At 31.4% G+C, this 14,731-nt stretch carries 13 protein-coding genes; 11 read left to right on the top strand and 2 right to left on the bottom strand.

Annotation, left to right across the window (positions count from 1 at the left end):
• Nucleotides 1–170: 170 nt before the first annotated feature.
• On the top strand, nt 171–1,496 hold the full coding sequence (locus GXM21_RS10830; protein WP_008539688.1) for a UDP-glucose dehydrogenase family protein: 1,326 nt from the start codon (nt 171–173) through the stop codon (nt 1,494–1,496).
• A gap of 58 nt (nt 1,497–1,554) precedes the next feature.
• Here GXM21_RS10830 and GXM21_RS10825 read toward each other — a convergent pair whose 3' ends face one another.
• Nucleotides 1,555–1,905 (bottom strand): cupin domain-containing protein, encoded by a 351-nt coding sequence (locus GXM21_RS10825; protein WP_008539690.1) that lies wholly within the window; start codon nt 1,903–1,905, stop codon nt 1,555–1,557.
• Nucleotides 1,906–1,998: 93 nt separating this feature from the next.
• Here GXM21_RS10825 and GXM21_RS10820 point away from each other — a divergent pair, with 93 nt between their 5' ends.
• The 9 genes from GXM21_RS10820 (at nt 1,999) to GXM21_RS10780 (ending at nt 13,074) form a co-directional block, all read left to right on the top strand.
• Nucleotides 1,999–2,757: a YdcF family protein gene (locus tag GXM21_RS10820; protein ID WP_008539691.1), complete on the top strand. Its 759-nt coding sequence runs from the start codon at nt 1,999–2,001 to the stop codon at nt 2,755–2,757.
• 58 nt (nt 2,758–2,815) lie between these two features.
• Nucleotides 2,816–4,171, top strand: a complete 1,356-nt coding sequence (locus GXM21_RS10815) for an MATE family efflux transporter (RefSeq protein ID WP_008539693.1) — start codon at nt 2,816–2,818, stop codon at nt 4,169–4,171.
• 122 nt (nt 4,172–4,293) lie between these two features.
• Nucleotides 4,294–5,646, top strand: coding sequence for a phosphohexomutase domain-containing protein (locus GXM21_RS10810; protein WP_008539694.1), 1,353 nt, complete (start codon nt 4,294–4,296; stop codon nt 5,644–5,646).
• Nucleotides 5,647–5,806: 160 nt separating this feature from the next.
• A complete protein-coding gene (locus GXM21_RS10805) occupies nt 5,807–7,261 on the top strand; it encodes a phosphoglucose isomerase-related protein (protein WP_008539696.1) in 1,455 nt (484 codons plus the stop codon).
• A gap of 76 nt (nt 7,262–7,337) precedes the next feature.
• Entirely contained in the window at nt 7,338–7,976 is a 639-nt protein-coding gene (locus GXM21_RS10800; protein WP_008539697.1) for a hypothetical protein, read from the top strand.
• Between the two features lie 37 nt (nt 7,977–8,013).
• Nucleotides 8,014–9,333 (top strand): type II secretion system protein GspD, encoded by a 1,320-nt coding sequence (locus GXM21_RS10795; protein ID WP_008539698.1) that lies wholly within the window; start codon nt 8,014–8,016, stop codon nt 9,331–9,333.
• A 126-nt stretch (nt 9,334–9,459) separates the two neighbouring features.
• Nucleotides 9,460–10,785, top strand: coding sequence for a glutamate-1-semialdehyde 2,1-aminomutase (gene hemL, locus GXM21_RS10790; RefSeq protein WP_008539699.1), 1,326 nt, complete (start codon nt 9,460–9,462; stop codon nt 10,783–10,785).
• 95 nt (nt 10,786–10,880) lie between these two features.
• Complete coding sequence (locus GXM21_RS10785) at nt 10,881–12,602, top strand: phosphoethanolamine transferase (RefSeq protein ID WP_008539700.1); 1,722 nt, start codon at nt 10,881–10,883, stop codon at nt 12,600–12,602.
• Nucleotides 12,603–12,615: 13 nt separating this feature from the next.
• Nucleotides 12,616–13,074 (top strand): GNAT family N-acetyltransferase, encoded by a 459-nt coding sequence (locus tag GXM21_RS10780; RefSeq protein WP_008539701.1) that lies wholly within the window; start codon nt 12,616–12,618, stop codon nt 13,072–13,074.
• 49 nt (nt 13,075–13,123) lie between these two features.
• Here GXM21_RS10780 and GXM21_RS10775 read toward each other — a convergent pair whose 3' ends face one another.
• Nucleotides 13,124–13,531: a hypothetical protein gene (locus GXM21_RS10775; protein ID WP_008539702.1), complete on the bottom strand. Its 408-nt coding sequence runs from the start codon at nt 13,529–13,531 to the stop codon at nt 13,124–13,126.
• Nucleotides 13,532–13,825: 294 nt separating this feature from the next.
• Between GXM21_RS10775 and GXM21_RS10770 the strand changes: the two genes are divergently transcribed.
• Nucleotides 13,826–14,710, top strand: a complete 885-nt coding sequence (locus GXM21_RS10770) for a phosphate ABC transporter substrate-binding protein (protein ID WP_008539703.1) — start codon at nt 13,826–13,828, stop codon at nt 14,708–14,710.
• Nucleotides 14,711–14,731 lie beyond the last annotated feature (21 nt).

Here is a 14,731-nt window from a genome sequence, read left to right as displayed (position 1 = left end):
CACAATCCTTTATTTTATAGTATATATATTGTTTATTATTATTTGTACTATTATAAAATGACAATTCGTTATTTGTAAATAATTTCTTGATATTTAGACATAAATAAGGCAAAATATACTAAGTATAAATAAATTTGTGAGCGATTTTATATATAGAGGTGTAAATATTAATGAAAGTTGCAATGATAGGAACAGGTTATGTAGGACTTGTTACAGGAACTTGTTTTGCCGCTACAGGAAATAATGTTATTTGTGTTGATGTGGCAGAGCAAAAAATTGAAAATTTGAAAAAGGGAATAATTCCTATATATGAGCCAGGTCTAGAACAAATGGTAAAATCAGCTCAACAGCGAGGCAATTTGAAATTCACAACTGATATAAAAGAAGCTTTAAAAGAAAGTGATATTTGTTTTATTGCAGTGGGAACACCTATGGGCGAAGATGGCAGTGCTGATTTACAATATGTGATGAATGCAGCACGTGAAATCGGTCAATATATGATTCATGATATGTATATCGTGGATAAATCAACAGTACCAGTGGGAACTGGAGATAAAGTAAAAGCTGTAATTCAAGAAGAATTAGATAAACGTGGTAGTGATTTAAAATTTGATGTTATATCTAATCCTGAATTTTTAAAAGAAGGCAATGCTTGCCAAGATTTTATGCACCCAGATAGAGTGGTTATTGGTTCTGAAAATGCAAAATCAATAGAAGTTATGCAAGAATTATATGAACCATTTATTCGTTCTAGTGAATTTTTCGTAACTATGGATATCAAAAGTGCAGAACTCACAAAATACGCTGCAAATGCTATGCTTGCTACTAAGATTTCTTTTATCAATGAAATCGCTAATATCAGTGAACGCGTAGGAGCTGATATCAATAAAGTAAGACGTGGCATCGCAAGTGATTCTCGCATTGGGTATAGTTTCTTAAATCCAGGTTGTGGTTATGGTGGAAGTTGCTTCCCTAAAGATGTAAAAGCTTTGATTAAAACAAGTAAAGAACATGATTATGAACCAGAATTATTATCATCTGTAGAAAATGTAAATTCTCGTCAAAAGATGGTATTAGTGCATAGTATCACAGAAGTCTTAGGTGAAGATTTAAGTGATAAAAAAATTGCAATCTGGGGATTAGCGTTTAAACCTGGAACAGATGATATGCGAGAAGCTCCATCAATCAGATTGATTGAAGAATTGAAACAACGTGGAGCAAAAGTACAAGCATATGACCCTCAAGCTATGAATATGGCAAAATCTTTTTATCTTAAAGATGTAGAAGTAGAGTATATAAATAATAAATATGATGCTCTAAATGATGTGGATGCTTTAGTGATTGTTACTGAATGGAAAGAATTCCAAAGTCCAGATTTCATGGAAATTGCTGCAAGAATGAAGGGCAATGATATTTTTGATGGACGAAATATTTATAAAGCAAAAACAGTAAAAAGTCATGGCTTAAATTATTATCAAATTGGTGTACGAAAATAAATATTATGTTAAAATAAAAGTAGCTACTAAATTGATTAATTTAGTAGCTACAATATTTTTATTTAACTGTATTGATAATAAGAGCTGTGAATTCTAGATTTTCAGAAGAAGATGTGTTTTCGATGCCATGACCTTCTCCATCTGGACAGAAGACAACATCACCAGCTTTAACTTCAATAATATTTCCGTTATCACTGTAAAGACCACTGCCTTTAGTGATATAATAAGCTTCGCCGTTACCGTGATGTTCATGATAGCCTAAAGAACAATTTGGCTCTAAAGTAACATGAGCGAACATACCACATTGTTCTTTTAATTCGTTTTTAGTGAGTAAATGTTCAATAATGATATGACCTTTACCACCATTTGCTTTTTCTTTGCGGACAATTTCATGTTCTGTGAAAATCATAGTAAAACCCTCCAAAAATAAAATATTATTTAATAATATTTTATCATAGATTAAAAAAAATTGTGACAATTTATTAGAAAAGAAAGGAATTTTATGATTGAGTTTTTAAAATTTGGTGCTAGTTGGGTATTACCGCCAGGTATATTTTTTGTTTTATTTTTATTTATAGCTTATTGTTGTAAAAAAAGAAAACAAACAAGACTAGCAATAGCTATTACATTTGTTACATTTATTTTTTATTTAGCATCAACTTCTTATGTAGCAAGTATGTTAATTGGTAGATTAGAAGATGCTTATGACCCACCAAAACATTTACCTAATGCAGATGTAATTATTGTTTTAGGTGGTGGAGCTACAGGCGATACGCCAGATGTTACTGGAACAGGGACTTTATGCAGTATACCAGCAAATCGATTACTTACAGCTGTTCGCTTACAGAAGAAATTAGGTATACCAATTATTGTATCTGGTGGACAAATTTATGAAGATAGTGGTAGAGAAGCAGATATTGCCAGACGCATTTTGAAAGAACTCGGTGTATCTGAAGATATGATTTTATTAGAAAACCGTAGCTTAAATACAACACAAAATGCAGAGTATAGTACTAATATTTTAAAATCAAGAAAGTATAAACAGCCTTTACTTGTAACATCAGCTTTTCATATGGAAAGAGCAGTTGTTAATTTTAATAAATTAGGTGTAGATGTAATACCATATCCTTGCGATTATATGGTGAATAAAGAAAAAGTTTTTCACTATAATCGCTTAGCGCCATCATCGCAGGCTTTAGAATTTACAGCAATTTATCTGCAAGAAAATTTACGAACTTTTGTAACTAAATATATAGAATAGATAGCTATAATCCATTTGAAGTTTTTCAAATGGATTGATACATAAGGACGGTGATATTATGGTAAAAGATTTAACTACAGGTAGCCCTGCCAAATTAATTTTGATGTTTACTTTGCCACTTATTGTAGGTAATGTATTTCAACAATTATATTTATTAAGTGATACTTTAATTGTAGGTCGTTTACTTGGTGTAAGTGCATTAGCAGCTGTAGGTTGTAGTGGCTGTTTGATGTTCTTTATGATTGGATTTGTAATAGGTTTTACAGCTGGATTATCTATTTGCACAGGACAGCGTTTCGGGGCAAAAGATGAAGAAGGAATGAAAAAAAGTGCAGCAGCTTGTGTAGTTTTGAGTGCTATTACAACTGTTATTGTAACTATTTTTGGCGTGATAATGGTTCGCCCTGCACTTATTTTTTTACAGACACCACCAGAAGTATTGGATATGGCATGTACTTTTTTAACTGTAATTTTTTTAGGAATTGTAGCTACAATGATGTTTAATATGTCTTCTAATTTAATTCGCGCTTTAGGAGATAGTAAAACACCACTTTATTTTTTAATCTTAGGTTGTGTATTAAACATCATTTTAGAAGTAGTTTTTATTGGTGTATTTAACTGGGGTATTCAAGGTGCAGGTTTTGCAACTGTATTAGCACAATTAATCAATGGCGGTTGTTGTGTATATTATATTAAAAAGAAAATACCTCTATTACATTTTGAATTAAAAGATTTAAAGATTTCTAGAGAAATAGCTATACAGCATTTAAAAGTAGCTCTTCCTATGGGATTTCAAGCTTCTATCATCGCTATCGGTGCTATTATTTTGCAAGTTCCTTTGAATAATTTAGGTGAAGTCGCTGTAGCAGCATATGCAGCAGCTCAAAAAATAGATATGATAGCTGTTATGCCACTTATGTCCTTTGGCATGGCAATGGCAGCTTATACAGCTCAAAATTATGGTGCAGGTCGCATGGACAGAATAAAGACTGGCGTTAATAAATGTATTTTAATGTCAGGTGGTTTTAGTATTTTAGCAGGAATGATAAATATTTGTTTAGGTCCAATCTTGATTAGATTATTTGTGGGTGATGGGCAAGAACAAGTAGTGGAATATGGTCATATTTATTTGATTGTAAATGGTTCATGCTATTTAATTTTATCTTTATTATTTATTTATCGTTATACATTGCAAGGTTTGGGACAAAGCATTATTCCTACTTTTGCAGGTATCATGGAATTGGTGATGAGAGCAGCGGCTGGTCTGTTTTTAGTTGATGCATTTGGTTATATCGGTGCATGTTGGGCAAATCCTATGGCATGGATTGGTTCATGTGTGCCACTTATGATAGCTTTTTATATTACAAGAAAGTCTTTGTTGAAAAAGTATTATGAACACAAATTATCAGTTTGATTTGCATAAGAAAAAGTTTTCTTATATTTATATAAATTGAAAAGAAAATAAAAATAGATTGCTAATTTTGATGAATAATAATATTATATTTATAGATTTATAAATTTATTGAGGTGAAAAATATGGAATTAAAATCATCAGCATTCAAAGCATATGATATTCGTGGAAAATTCCCAGAAGAAGTTAATGAAGAATTAGCTTATAGAATTGGTCGTGTATTTCCAACATTATTTAATGCTAAAAGAGTTGCAGTAGGTCATGACATCAGACTTTCTGGTCCAGATATTCAAAAAGCTTTAGAACTCGGTCTTACTGAAATGGGTTGTGAAGTTGTAGATATCGGTCAGTGTGGTACTGAAATGATTTATTTTGCAACAGCTCATCTTGGTTTAGATGGTGGTATCATGATTACTGCTAGTCATAATCCAAAAGAATACAATGGTTTAAAATTAGTTCGTAAAGAAGCTCGTCCTATCAGTGGCGATACTGGTCTTAAAGATATTGAAGCTAAAGTTATGGCTGGTGAACTTGGTACACCAGCAGAAGTATCTGCAAAAGTTATCGAAGTTGATATTATGAAAGATTATATCGACCATTTATTAACTTATGTAGATATGAGTGCTTTAAAACCATTAAAAATTGTTGTAAACTCTGGTAATGGTGCAGCTGGCCCAGCTATTGATGAACTCGAAAAACGCTTACCATTTAACTTTATAAAAGTAAATAACAATCCAGATGGTACATTCCCTAATGGCGTACCAAATCCATTATTAATGGAAAACCGCGAAGCTACTGCAAAAGTTGTTCGTGAAGAAAAAGCAGATTTAGGTGTTGCTTTTGATGGTGACTTTGACCGTTGCTTTATTTTTGATGAAAATGGCGACATGATTGAAGGTTACTATATCGTTGGTTTCTTAGCAAAAGCATTCTTAAATAAAAATCCTGGTGCTAAAATTATCTATGATCCACGCCTCACTTGGAATACAATTGAACTTGTTGAAGAAGCTGGCGGTGTACCTGTTATGTGTAAGAGCGGTCATGCATTTATTAAAGATTGCATGCGTAAAGAAGATGCTGTTTATGGCGGCGAAATGTCTGCACATAACTACTTCAAAGATTTCTCCTTCTGCGATAGCGGTATGATTACATGGCTTTTAGTTGCTGAATTATTATGCCAGGCTGAAGGTAAAATGTCTGAAATGCTCAAAGAACGCATGGAACGTTATCCAATCAGCGGTGAAATCAATAGCACAGTAGCAGATGCAAAAGCTGTTATGGCTGCAATTGAAGAAAAATATGGTTCTACTGGCGAAGTTTGCAAAATGGACGGTTTCAGTGTAGATTATCCTGAATGGAGATTCAATGTTCGTATTTCCAACACTGAACCAGTTGTTCGTCTTAATGTAGAAACTCGTGGCGATAAAAAACTTCTTGAAGAAAAAACAGCAGAAGTTTTAGCAGTTATTCGTGGCTAATAAATATATAAAGTATATTTGATATTTATAAGTGCATAATTAATCGTCAATAAAAACTAAATATGATATAATAGGACTATTCAAATATATTTTTTTTGATATTTTGGATAGTTCTATTTTATGATAGGCTATATGTTTTAGTTAAGGGGGAAATAAAAACATGAGTATCAAATTGAAATCTGGCTTTACTTTTGACTATGATAACTTATTTGGCGAAGGTAAAGTAACTAAAGCTGATATCGAAGCTTTTGGTGAAAAATTAAAAGAAGCTCATAAAGCAATGAATGTAATGCGTGAAACTGGCGTAATCAAAGGTCATTTATCCAAAGATGGTGAACCTGAAAAAGTATTATTTAGCCAGTGCCCATATATTCAAGAAGGACCTTTGAATTCTCCTGAATCTATGAAACGTCTTCAAGATTTACGTGAATCTGTAAGAAATCGTGTAGATGCAGTTGTTTCTTTAGGTATCGGTGGTTCTTATCTTGGTAACAAAGTGTTATTCGATATTCAATGTGGTGAATTCTGGAATAGCAAATCCACTGAAGAAAGAAATGGTTATCCAAAATTCTATTTCAGCGGTAACAATATTGACCCACGTCGTACAAAAGATTTAATTGATAATCTTGAAGATTGCGCAGAAATTACAAAAACTCATTACAAACGCAACTATAAAGTAATGCTCATCGTAATTTCTAAATCTGGTGGAACACTCGACACTATGTCTAACTTCATGGTAGTTTATGATGCATTGAAGAAAAATCCACAGATTGAAGTAGAAGTTGTAGCAGTAACTGATCCTAACCTTGAAAAACCAACATTATTAAAACAGATGGCTATTGACCATAACTGGCCACAATTCTCTGTACCAGACGGAGTTGGCGGACGTTTCACTGTATTTACAGATGTAGGTCTTACAACAGCTGCTTGCATTGGCTTTGATATTGATGAATTCTTACGCGGTGCAAGAGATATGGACGAAGCTTGTAAATCTGACAATGTTTGGGAAAACCCAGCAATGTTAAATGCTGCTTTAAAATACATTGCTTCTGAAAAATATGGTCGTCATATTGAAGTTATGATGCCATATGGCGATTATCTTGAATCCTTATCCATGTGGTACATTCAGTTATTAGCTGAATCCTTAGGAAAACAGTTCGACAAAGAAGGCAATGAAGTATGCTATGGTCGTACTCCAGTTGTTGCTCTTGGTACACGTGATATGCACTCTCAGACTCAACAACATCAAGAAGGTATGCTTGATAAAGTTGTTCAGTTCATTCGTGTGGAAAAATGGGAAAATGATTTAGTAATTCCTAACGTATTCCCAGAAGTTAAAAAACTTGCTGATATCTCTGGCGTAACAATGGGTGACGCTTTAGAAGTTGCTCGTCAGTCCAATGCTGATGCTCTTGCTTCTAACAAACGTTTCAATGCATTATTTAGCTTACCTGAAATGAATGCTTATCATTTAGGTGAACTCTTATACATGCTTGCTATGTCCGTTGCTTACGAAGGTGAATTTGCAAATGTTGACGCATTTGACCAACCAGGTGTAGAAGCTTACAAACGCATAATGGGACCTAAACTTCAAGAATTAAAAGCTAAACAATAATTTTTAATTTTTGCAGTTGATTTTAGAAAGAGGATACATTTGTATCCTCTTTTTGTCATTTTTAAAGAGGTTTATTATGGTGAAATATAAAGAATTTATACGAGAAAAACTTCAAAAATTGAATAATTTACCAAAGAAATGGCAACAGATAATAATATGTATATTAGTAATAATAGTAGCTATTATTTATTGTTTTAGTGGTGGAGAAAAAACCAAAATAGCTGTAAGTGAAAAAGTAGAAAATGGAAATACGATTATTTCAGTAAATGGCGAAGATGAGGAAAAAAATAAAAATAGTAAGATGATTTATAACATGGATAAAGATATATCGACAATAAAAAATCCTTTTTCATTTGAACATGAAGAAAAATCAGATAGTAAAATAATGACAATTGAAGAAAAACAAAAAGATAAAGATAAAGTAAATACAAGTAATGAAAATATAGAAATGAAAACACAGCAACAGCAAATATCAACGATAAATCAAAATGAAAAGAAGGTAAAAAAATCAATAGAAAATGAGCAAAATGTATATAAATTAAAAGCTATTTTGGATTTTAATCAAGAAAAAGTAGCTTTATTTAGTATAAATGACAAAATATATAGAGTGCGACAAGGTGATATGGTAAATGATATAAAAATTTTAGCGATTGGACAAAATAATTTGATTTTGCAAGAAAGCACAGGAAAAGAAATAAAATGCCCTTTAACTTAAAGCTAAAGAGTTTAGTGTAATAGCTTAGGAGTTAATGATGAAAAATTTAATTAAAAAATATTTGATACTATTAGTAGTAATTTTAGGGATAATTTGTAGCAATATACTATCTGTAAGTGCTAATGAATTAGAAGCAGTAGATGTAGATATTAGAAATTTACTCACAAGTATAGCTTTAGCAAATAATTTAAATATAGTAATAAGTGATGAAGTACAAGGAAATGTATCTGTAAAATTGAGTAATATAAATGCTCAAGATATGATAAAGATTATCGTGGCAAATAATAATTATACGTATCAATTTAAAGATAATGTCATTTATATAAGCAAGGGAGATAAAGATATAAATTTATATACAGTGCAGATAAATTATTTAGAATTAGATAAAATAGCACAAACTATAAATTTGATGTTAACAGGTAATTTGCCTGATAAAATAGATGATAAAGATAAAAAAACAGCCATAAATAATAAAGTGATGATTGATGAAAGTGAAAATACAATAAGTTTTTATGGAACTTTGAAACAATATGAACAGATAAAAAATTTTTTACAAGAACAAGACAAACCGCAAAAACAAGTTTCATTAGAAGCAAAAGTAACGGCTATTCAAAAAGATGCTGCTAAAGATTTAGGTGTGAGCTGGGAATGGTCAAAACTTCCCCAATCACCAGAGCATGAAATAACTTATGATACAGTAAAGCATACAGTAATAAATGAAGATGGTTCAAAAGAAGAAATAACAGATTATTTACCTGTAGATGAAGTAACGCGTAAATGGAATGATGATGAAAATATTCCTGGGGTAATTCGCTTTGGCAAAGGTGTAGACGGCTATCCTTATGAATTTTATTATGCTGCTAAGATTGATGCTTTGATAAGTGATGGCAAGGCAAATATTTTAGCGCGTCCAAACATCACTACCATACAGGGAAAAGAAGCTGTGATTAATATAGGTAGTGAAGTTCCTGTGCCTACTGTGTCAACAACAAACTCAACGACTACAACTTCAATAAAATATCGTGAAGCTGGTATTATTTTAAAATGTACACCAAGAGTAAATGAAGATGGTATAATCACAGTAAAAGTACATACTGAGGTAAGTTCACCAATGTATGTAGAAGATATGAAAGCATATCGTTTCCAAAAGCGTTCAGCAGATACAATAGTTCGCCTAAAAGATGGTCAAACTATGGTAATTGGCGGTTTGATTGGCAGTGATGAAGCAAAACAAATGAGTAAAATTCCTTTTTTAGGAGATATTCCAATATTAGGCAATTTATTTAAACATATACAAAAGAGTAAAAGTGATACAGAAGTTATGATTTTTTTGACAGCACATGAGGTAAATGATTGAATGAAAATTTTTTATGAATAGAGGATAGATAAGAAAGTAAAGCGAGTTTATAGCTTTTATGATATAATATTTGCTTAGTAATAGCTTATATTTGATAAAATTTTTATAAGTATTGGAGATGAATATATGCTTAATTTAGAAAAATCTTCTCAAGCTTTTGCGCAGGCTAAAGAAGTTATGCCAGGTGGGGTAAATAGTCCTGTACGCTCTTTTGCTAGAGTGAAATGTGATCCACCTTTTATAGCTAAGGCTAGTGGCAGTAAAATTTATGATATTGATGGTAATGAATATATTGATTATGTAGGTTCTTGGGGTCCAATGATAGTTGGTCATGCTCATCCAAATGTAGTGAAAGCAATTCAAGAAGCAACAACTCGTGGTACAAGTTACGGTGCACCTACATTATTAGAAACACAACTTGCTAAAAAAGTAATAGAATTAATGCCTTCTATTGAAAAAATTCGCATGGTAAATTCAGGTACAGAAGCTACAATGAGCGCTCTTCGTGTGGCTCGTGGTTATACTGGTCGTGATAAAATTGTAAAATTCATCGGTTGTTATCATGGTCATGCTGATAGCTTACTTGTAAAAGCTGGTTCTGGTGCAGCTACTTTTGGTCAGCCAGATAGCCCAGGGGTAACAAAAGGGACAGCTAAAGATACAATTACAGTTCCATATAATGATATTGAAGCTTTTGTTAATTTGATGAATGAACAAGGCGATGAAATTGCAGCTGTAATCGTTGAACCAGTTGCAGGTAATATGGGTCTTGTACTTCCAAAACAAGGCTTCTTATCTACACTTCGCAAAGAAACAGAAAAACATGGTACTGTACTCATCTTTGATGAAGTAATGTGTGGCTTTAGAGTAGCGTTAAATGGTGCTCAAGCAGCTTATGGAATTAGACCTGATTTGACTTGCTTAGGTAAAATTATAGGTGGTGGTCTTCCTGTAGCAGCTTATGGTGGTAAACGTGAAATCATGGATTGTGTATCACCAAAAGGCCCAGTTTATCAGGCTGGTACATTGAGTGGAAATCCACTTGCTATGACTGCTGGTATTGCTACACTTGATATAATTTCTGCTGACCCAGCATGGGGCAAAGCTGATTATACACGTGAATTATCTATTAAAACAAAACATGTTTTACAAGGTTTTGCCAAAGCAGCTAAAGATGCAGGTGTAAAAGTACAACTTCATCAAGCAGGTTCAATGTTTGGTGTATTCTTCAATGAAAATGATGTATATGACTATGCTACATCTGAAAGCTCTGATCAAGAAGCTTTTGGCGTATGGTTCATGTCTATGCTTGAACAGGGAATATATCTTGCTCCATCTCAATTTGAAACATTGTTCATGTCTGGCGCTCATAGTGATGATGATATTGTAAAAACTATTGATGCTGCAGAAGTTGCAATGAAAAAAGTAGCAGAATTTCTTAATAATAAATAATAAAAAACTAAAAAATATATAGCAAAATCTAAAATCCTTAGTATAATAAAACAGTATACTAAGGATTTTTTGATTTTTATAAGAGGTCGTTATAATTGATTTTAATAGATAAATTTAAATTAAATTTGAAAAAAATATATAATGGTTTTAAAAATATAATATTAAACCCTGGAAAAATAATAGATTTATGTTGGCAAAAAATATTTAAAGTCATAGAACAAGAGTTTTTCTTTATTAGTTTAATGATGATATTCAATTTTATGCCATATTTATATTTGTTTTGTTTATATAATCAGTATGAAAATGCCATAGGTGGTTTATTTAAGCCTTTTAGCGTGATTATTTTCATGGGATTAATTATAAATTTTCTACATGGTAAATTGAAAAAATGCTTGAAGTATTTTATTTTAAGTATAAGTATGATTTTATCTTTGATGGAATTATTTATAATTGGTAAATATTATACTTTTACTACAGCAGGGATAATAAGTGTAATCATTGGTACAAATCTTCATGAAACGATAGAATTTATCACTATGTATTTTTCCTGGAGCTATTTGATTTTTATAATTGCTTTAGCTGTAATTATTTATTTATTAAATTATATAAGTAGAAAAGTAAAATTAAATAATAAATTAGTTATTTTATTTTTACCTTATTTTTGTTTATATAGTTTATTTTATGTAATCATACCTGGGAAAAATCTCACAGAATGTTTGACTTTTACAAGGCTTATAGCACCTGTAGAACAAGCCGTAGAAGATGCGATAGCTTTTCGTGAAATTTATACAAATATGCAAAATAATGTGCAGATAGTGGATAAGGGCAGAGATATACCAAATATTGTATTTATTTTAGGTGAGTCAACATCAAAAGGTCATATGAGTTTATATGGTTATCCATTAGAAACAACGCCAAAGATGGATAAGATGGCTAAAAATAATGAAATCTATGTTTTTAAAGATGTAATCAGTCCCCATGCTTATACTATCGGTTCACTTCGCGAAGTATTTACTTTTCACAATTATGAAGCCACAAATAAATGGTATGAGTGTAATAATTTATTTGATATCATGAAAAAAGCAGGTTATAAAACATATTGGCTTTCTAATCAAGAGACTTCAGGTCAATGGGCAAATGTGGCACTTGCTTATGCTAATCGCTGTGATTATAAGAAATTTACAGGAATTAGACAATCATATGAGAAATCTTATCGTGCTGATGGTGAATTATTGCCTTTATTATATGAAGCCATGAATAATAATAGTGATAAGAATTTTTATGTATTGCATTTAATGGGTTGTCATGGTGAATATGAAAATAGATATACGCCAGATTTTGCTAAGTTTTCTGATGTAGATGAAACAAAGGGAATAATAAAAACGCAGGAAGCAAAAACGAAAAGAGCACAGTATGATAATGCTATTTTATATAATGATACGATTGTAACTCAAGTTATGGAAGCTTTTAAGGATAAAGATGCTATAGTTATCTATATGCCAGACCATGGTGAAGAAGTCTATGATTTGAAAAATTTCAATGGTCATAGTGATGATAATCCTACTAAATCCATGTTAGAAATACCATTTGTTATTTATACTACAGAGAAATTTAAGCAGAAATATCCTCTAGTAGATGCACAGATTAGAGCTTCTGTAGATAAAAAATATATGACAGATGATTTAATTCATACTATTTTAGATATTACAGGGATAAAAACACCAGAATTTCAGGAAACGCGAAGTATTATAAATCCATATTATAATCAAGAGCGAAAGCGAATTTTCTTAGACAAAGATTATGATAATTGGCAATGATATTGAGGCGATTATGTATATAAGAAATTATCAAAAGAATGATTTAAAAAATATTATTTTTTTATTTAAAGAAACTGTGCATAGTATAAATAGTAAAGATTATACACAAGAGCAGGTAAAAATATGGGCACCTGAAAATATTGATGAAAAAAGTTGGCATTTGAGTTTGTTAAGCCATTATACATTGGTAGCTATAGATAAAGAAAAGATAGTGGGCTTTGTCGATTTAGATGAAAATTATGTAGATAGATTATATATAGCAAAAGATTATCAGCGACAAAAAATAGCAACTAGATTAATGGATAAAATAGAAAATCATGCTAAAAAACAAGGTCAAATATCTTTGTATAGTCATGTATCTATAACTGCTAAAAAATTTTTTCTAGATAGAGGTTATATCGTAAATAAAGAGCAATATGTTGAAAAACAAAATATTTTATTTAAAAACTATGTAATGGAGAAATTTTTATAAAAATAAAACGCTTATATTACTAATTATTTGTAGTAATATAAGCGTTTTTTTAACGTTTAAAGAAATGAAAGATAAGCCAAGCTACGACTCCGACGCCAAGTAAGGTTAAAAGTGCAGGTAGTGCGACAAAAAAGAAAAAGCCAATGATAGCAATACCGCCAATAGCCATTAAACCTCGAGTGAGCCAGCTAGAAGAGGATTTTCCTCCAAGATTAATATAACGGACTTTTATGCCACTAGAACGTGGTGAACGATAATATCTATTATTATAAGATTGTTGATATTGTTGCTGATTTTCTTGAGTTGTTTCTTTGCGATAATTATTTTCGTCTTCGATTGTAATACCATCAAAATTATTGATTTCTCGATTACTCATAGTTTGCACATCGTGGATATGATAGCAATTCGGACAGATACCATGTTCATCTAATTCGTGATTACATTTTGTGCAACGCATAATTTTTCTCCTTATATTGTTAAAACTAAAATACATTCATATTTTAAGTATATTAGTCAAAAAGTCAATTGTCAAGGATTTGTCAAAAACTGGAAAATATTTTATTTATCTTTGTTAAATTTAAAATCTATTTGTAAAAAATTTTACATTTTCTTCACATTGTAAGAGAATTATAAATTAATTCTGTCATATTTATTTTAAATTTTACAGAAAAGTCATTGTAACTTTACATTGAGTGAGTATACTAAGTACAACAAATTAATTGCAAGGTATTTTTAGGAGGATTAAGGTATTATGAATTGGAAAAAATTAGCATCTCTTGGCGTTGTCGCAATGATGTCTCTTAGTATTTTAGGTTGTGGTAGTGATACTGCTTCTAATGATAAAGCTGCATCTTCTAGCAGTCTTTCTGGTAGTATTACAGGATCAGGTTCTTCTGCGTTATTACCTTTAGCTAAAGACGCTGCTGATAAATTTAAAGAATTACATCCAGAAGTTTCTATCACATTAAATGGTGGCGGATCTGGTACAGGTCTTAAACAAGTTGCTGATGGCTCTGTAGATATCGGTAACTCTGATGTAGCTGCTGATACAAAACTTGATAAAGCTGTAGCTGATGGTTTAGTTGACCATAAAGTTTGCGTTGTAACAATGGCTCCAGTAGTAAATAAAGATATTGCAGCAACTGTAAAATCTTTAACAAAACAACAATTAACAGATATTTTCACTGCTAAAATCACAAACTGGAAAGAAGTTGGCGGTCCTGATGAAGAAATCGTATTAATCACTCGTCCTTCTACATCTGGTACTCGTGCATTATTTAAAGAATTTGCTTTAGGTGGAGCTGAAGAAGCTTCTAATAAATCCTTAGAAACAGATGACTCTGGTACTTTACTTCAGAGCATTAAAGATAACAAAGGTGCAATTGGTTATGTAGCATTATCTTATCTTGTAAACAATCAAGATGTTGCAACTGTTTCTGTTGATGGTGTAGCTCCTACTTTAGAAAACACATACAATGGTACTTATCCTGTATGGGGTTATGAACATATGTATACTAAAGGCGAACCTAATGCTACTGTAAAAGCATATTTAGATTTTATTATGTCTGATGAATATGGTAAATCCATGGAAGCTCAAGGTTACGGTGTAACTAGCAAAATGCAAGTTCAGAGATAATTAGAATAGAAAATTGGGCGA

This window comes from Megamonas funiformis, from assembly GCF_010669225.1.
Taxonomy (GTDB): Bacteria; Bacillota; Negativicutes; order Selenomonadales; family Selenomonadaceae; genus Megamonas; species Megamonas funiformis.
This window is presented reverse-complemented; position numbering and strand designations above follow the sequence as displayed.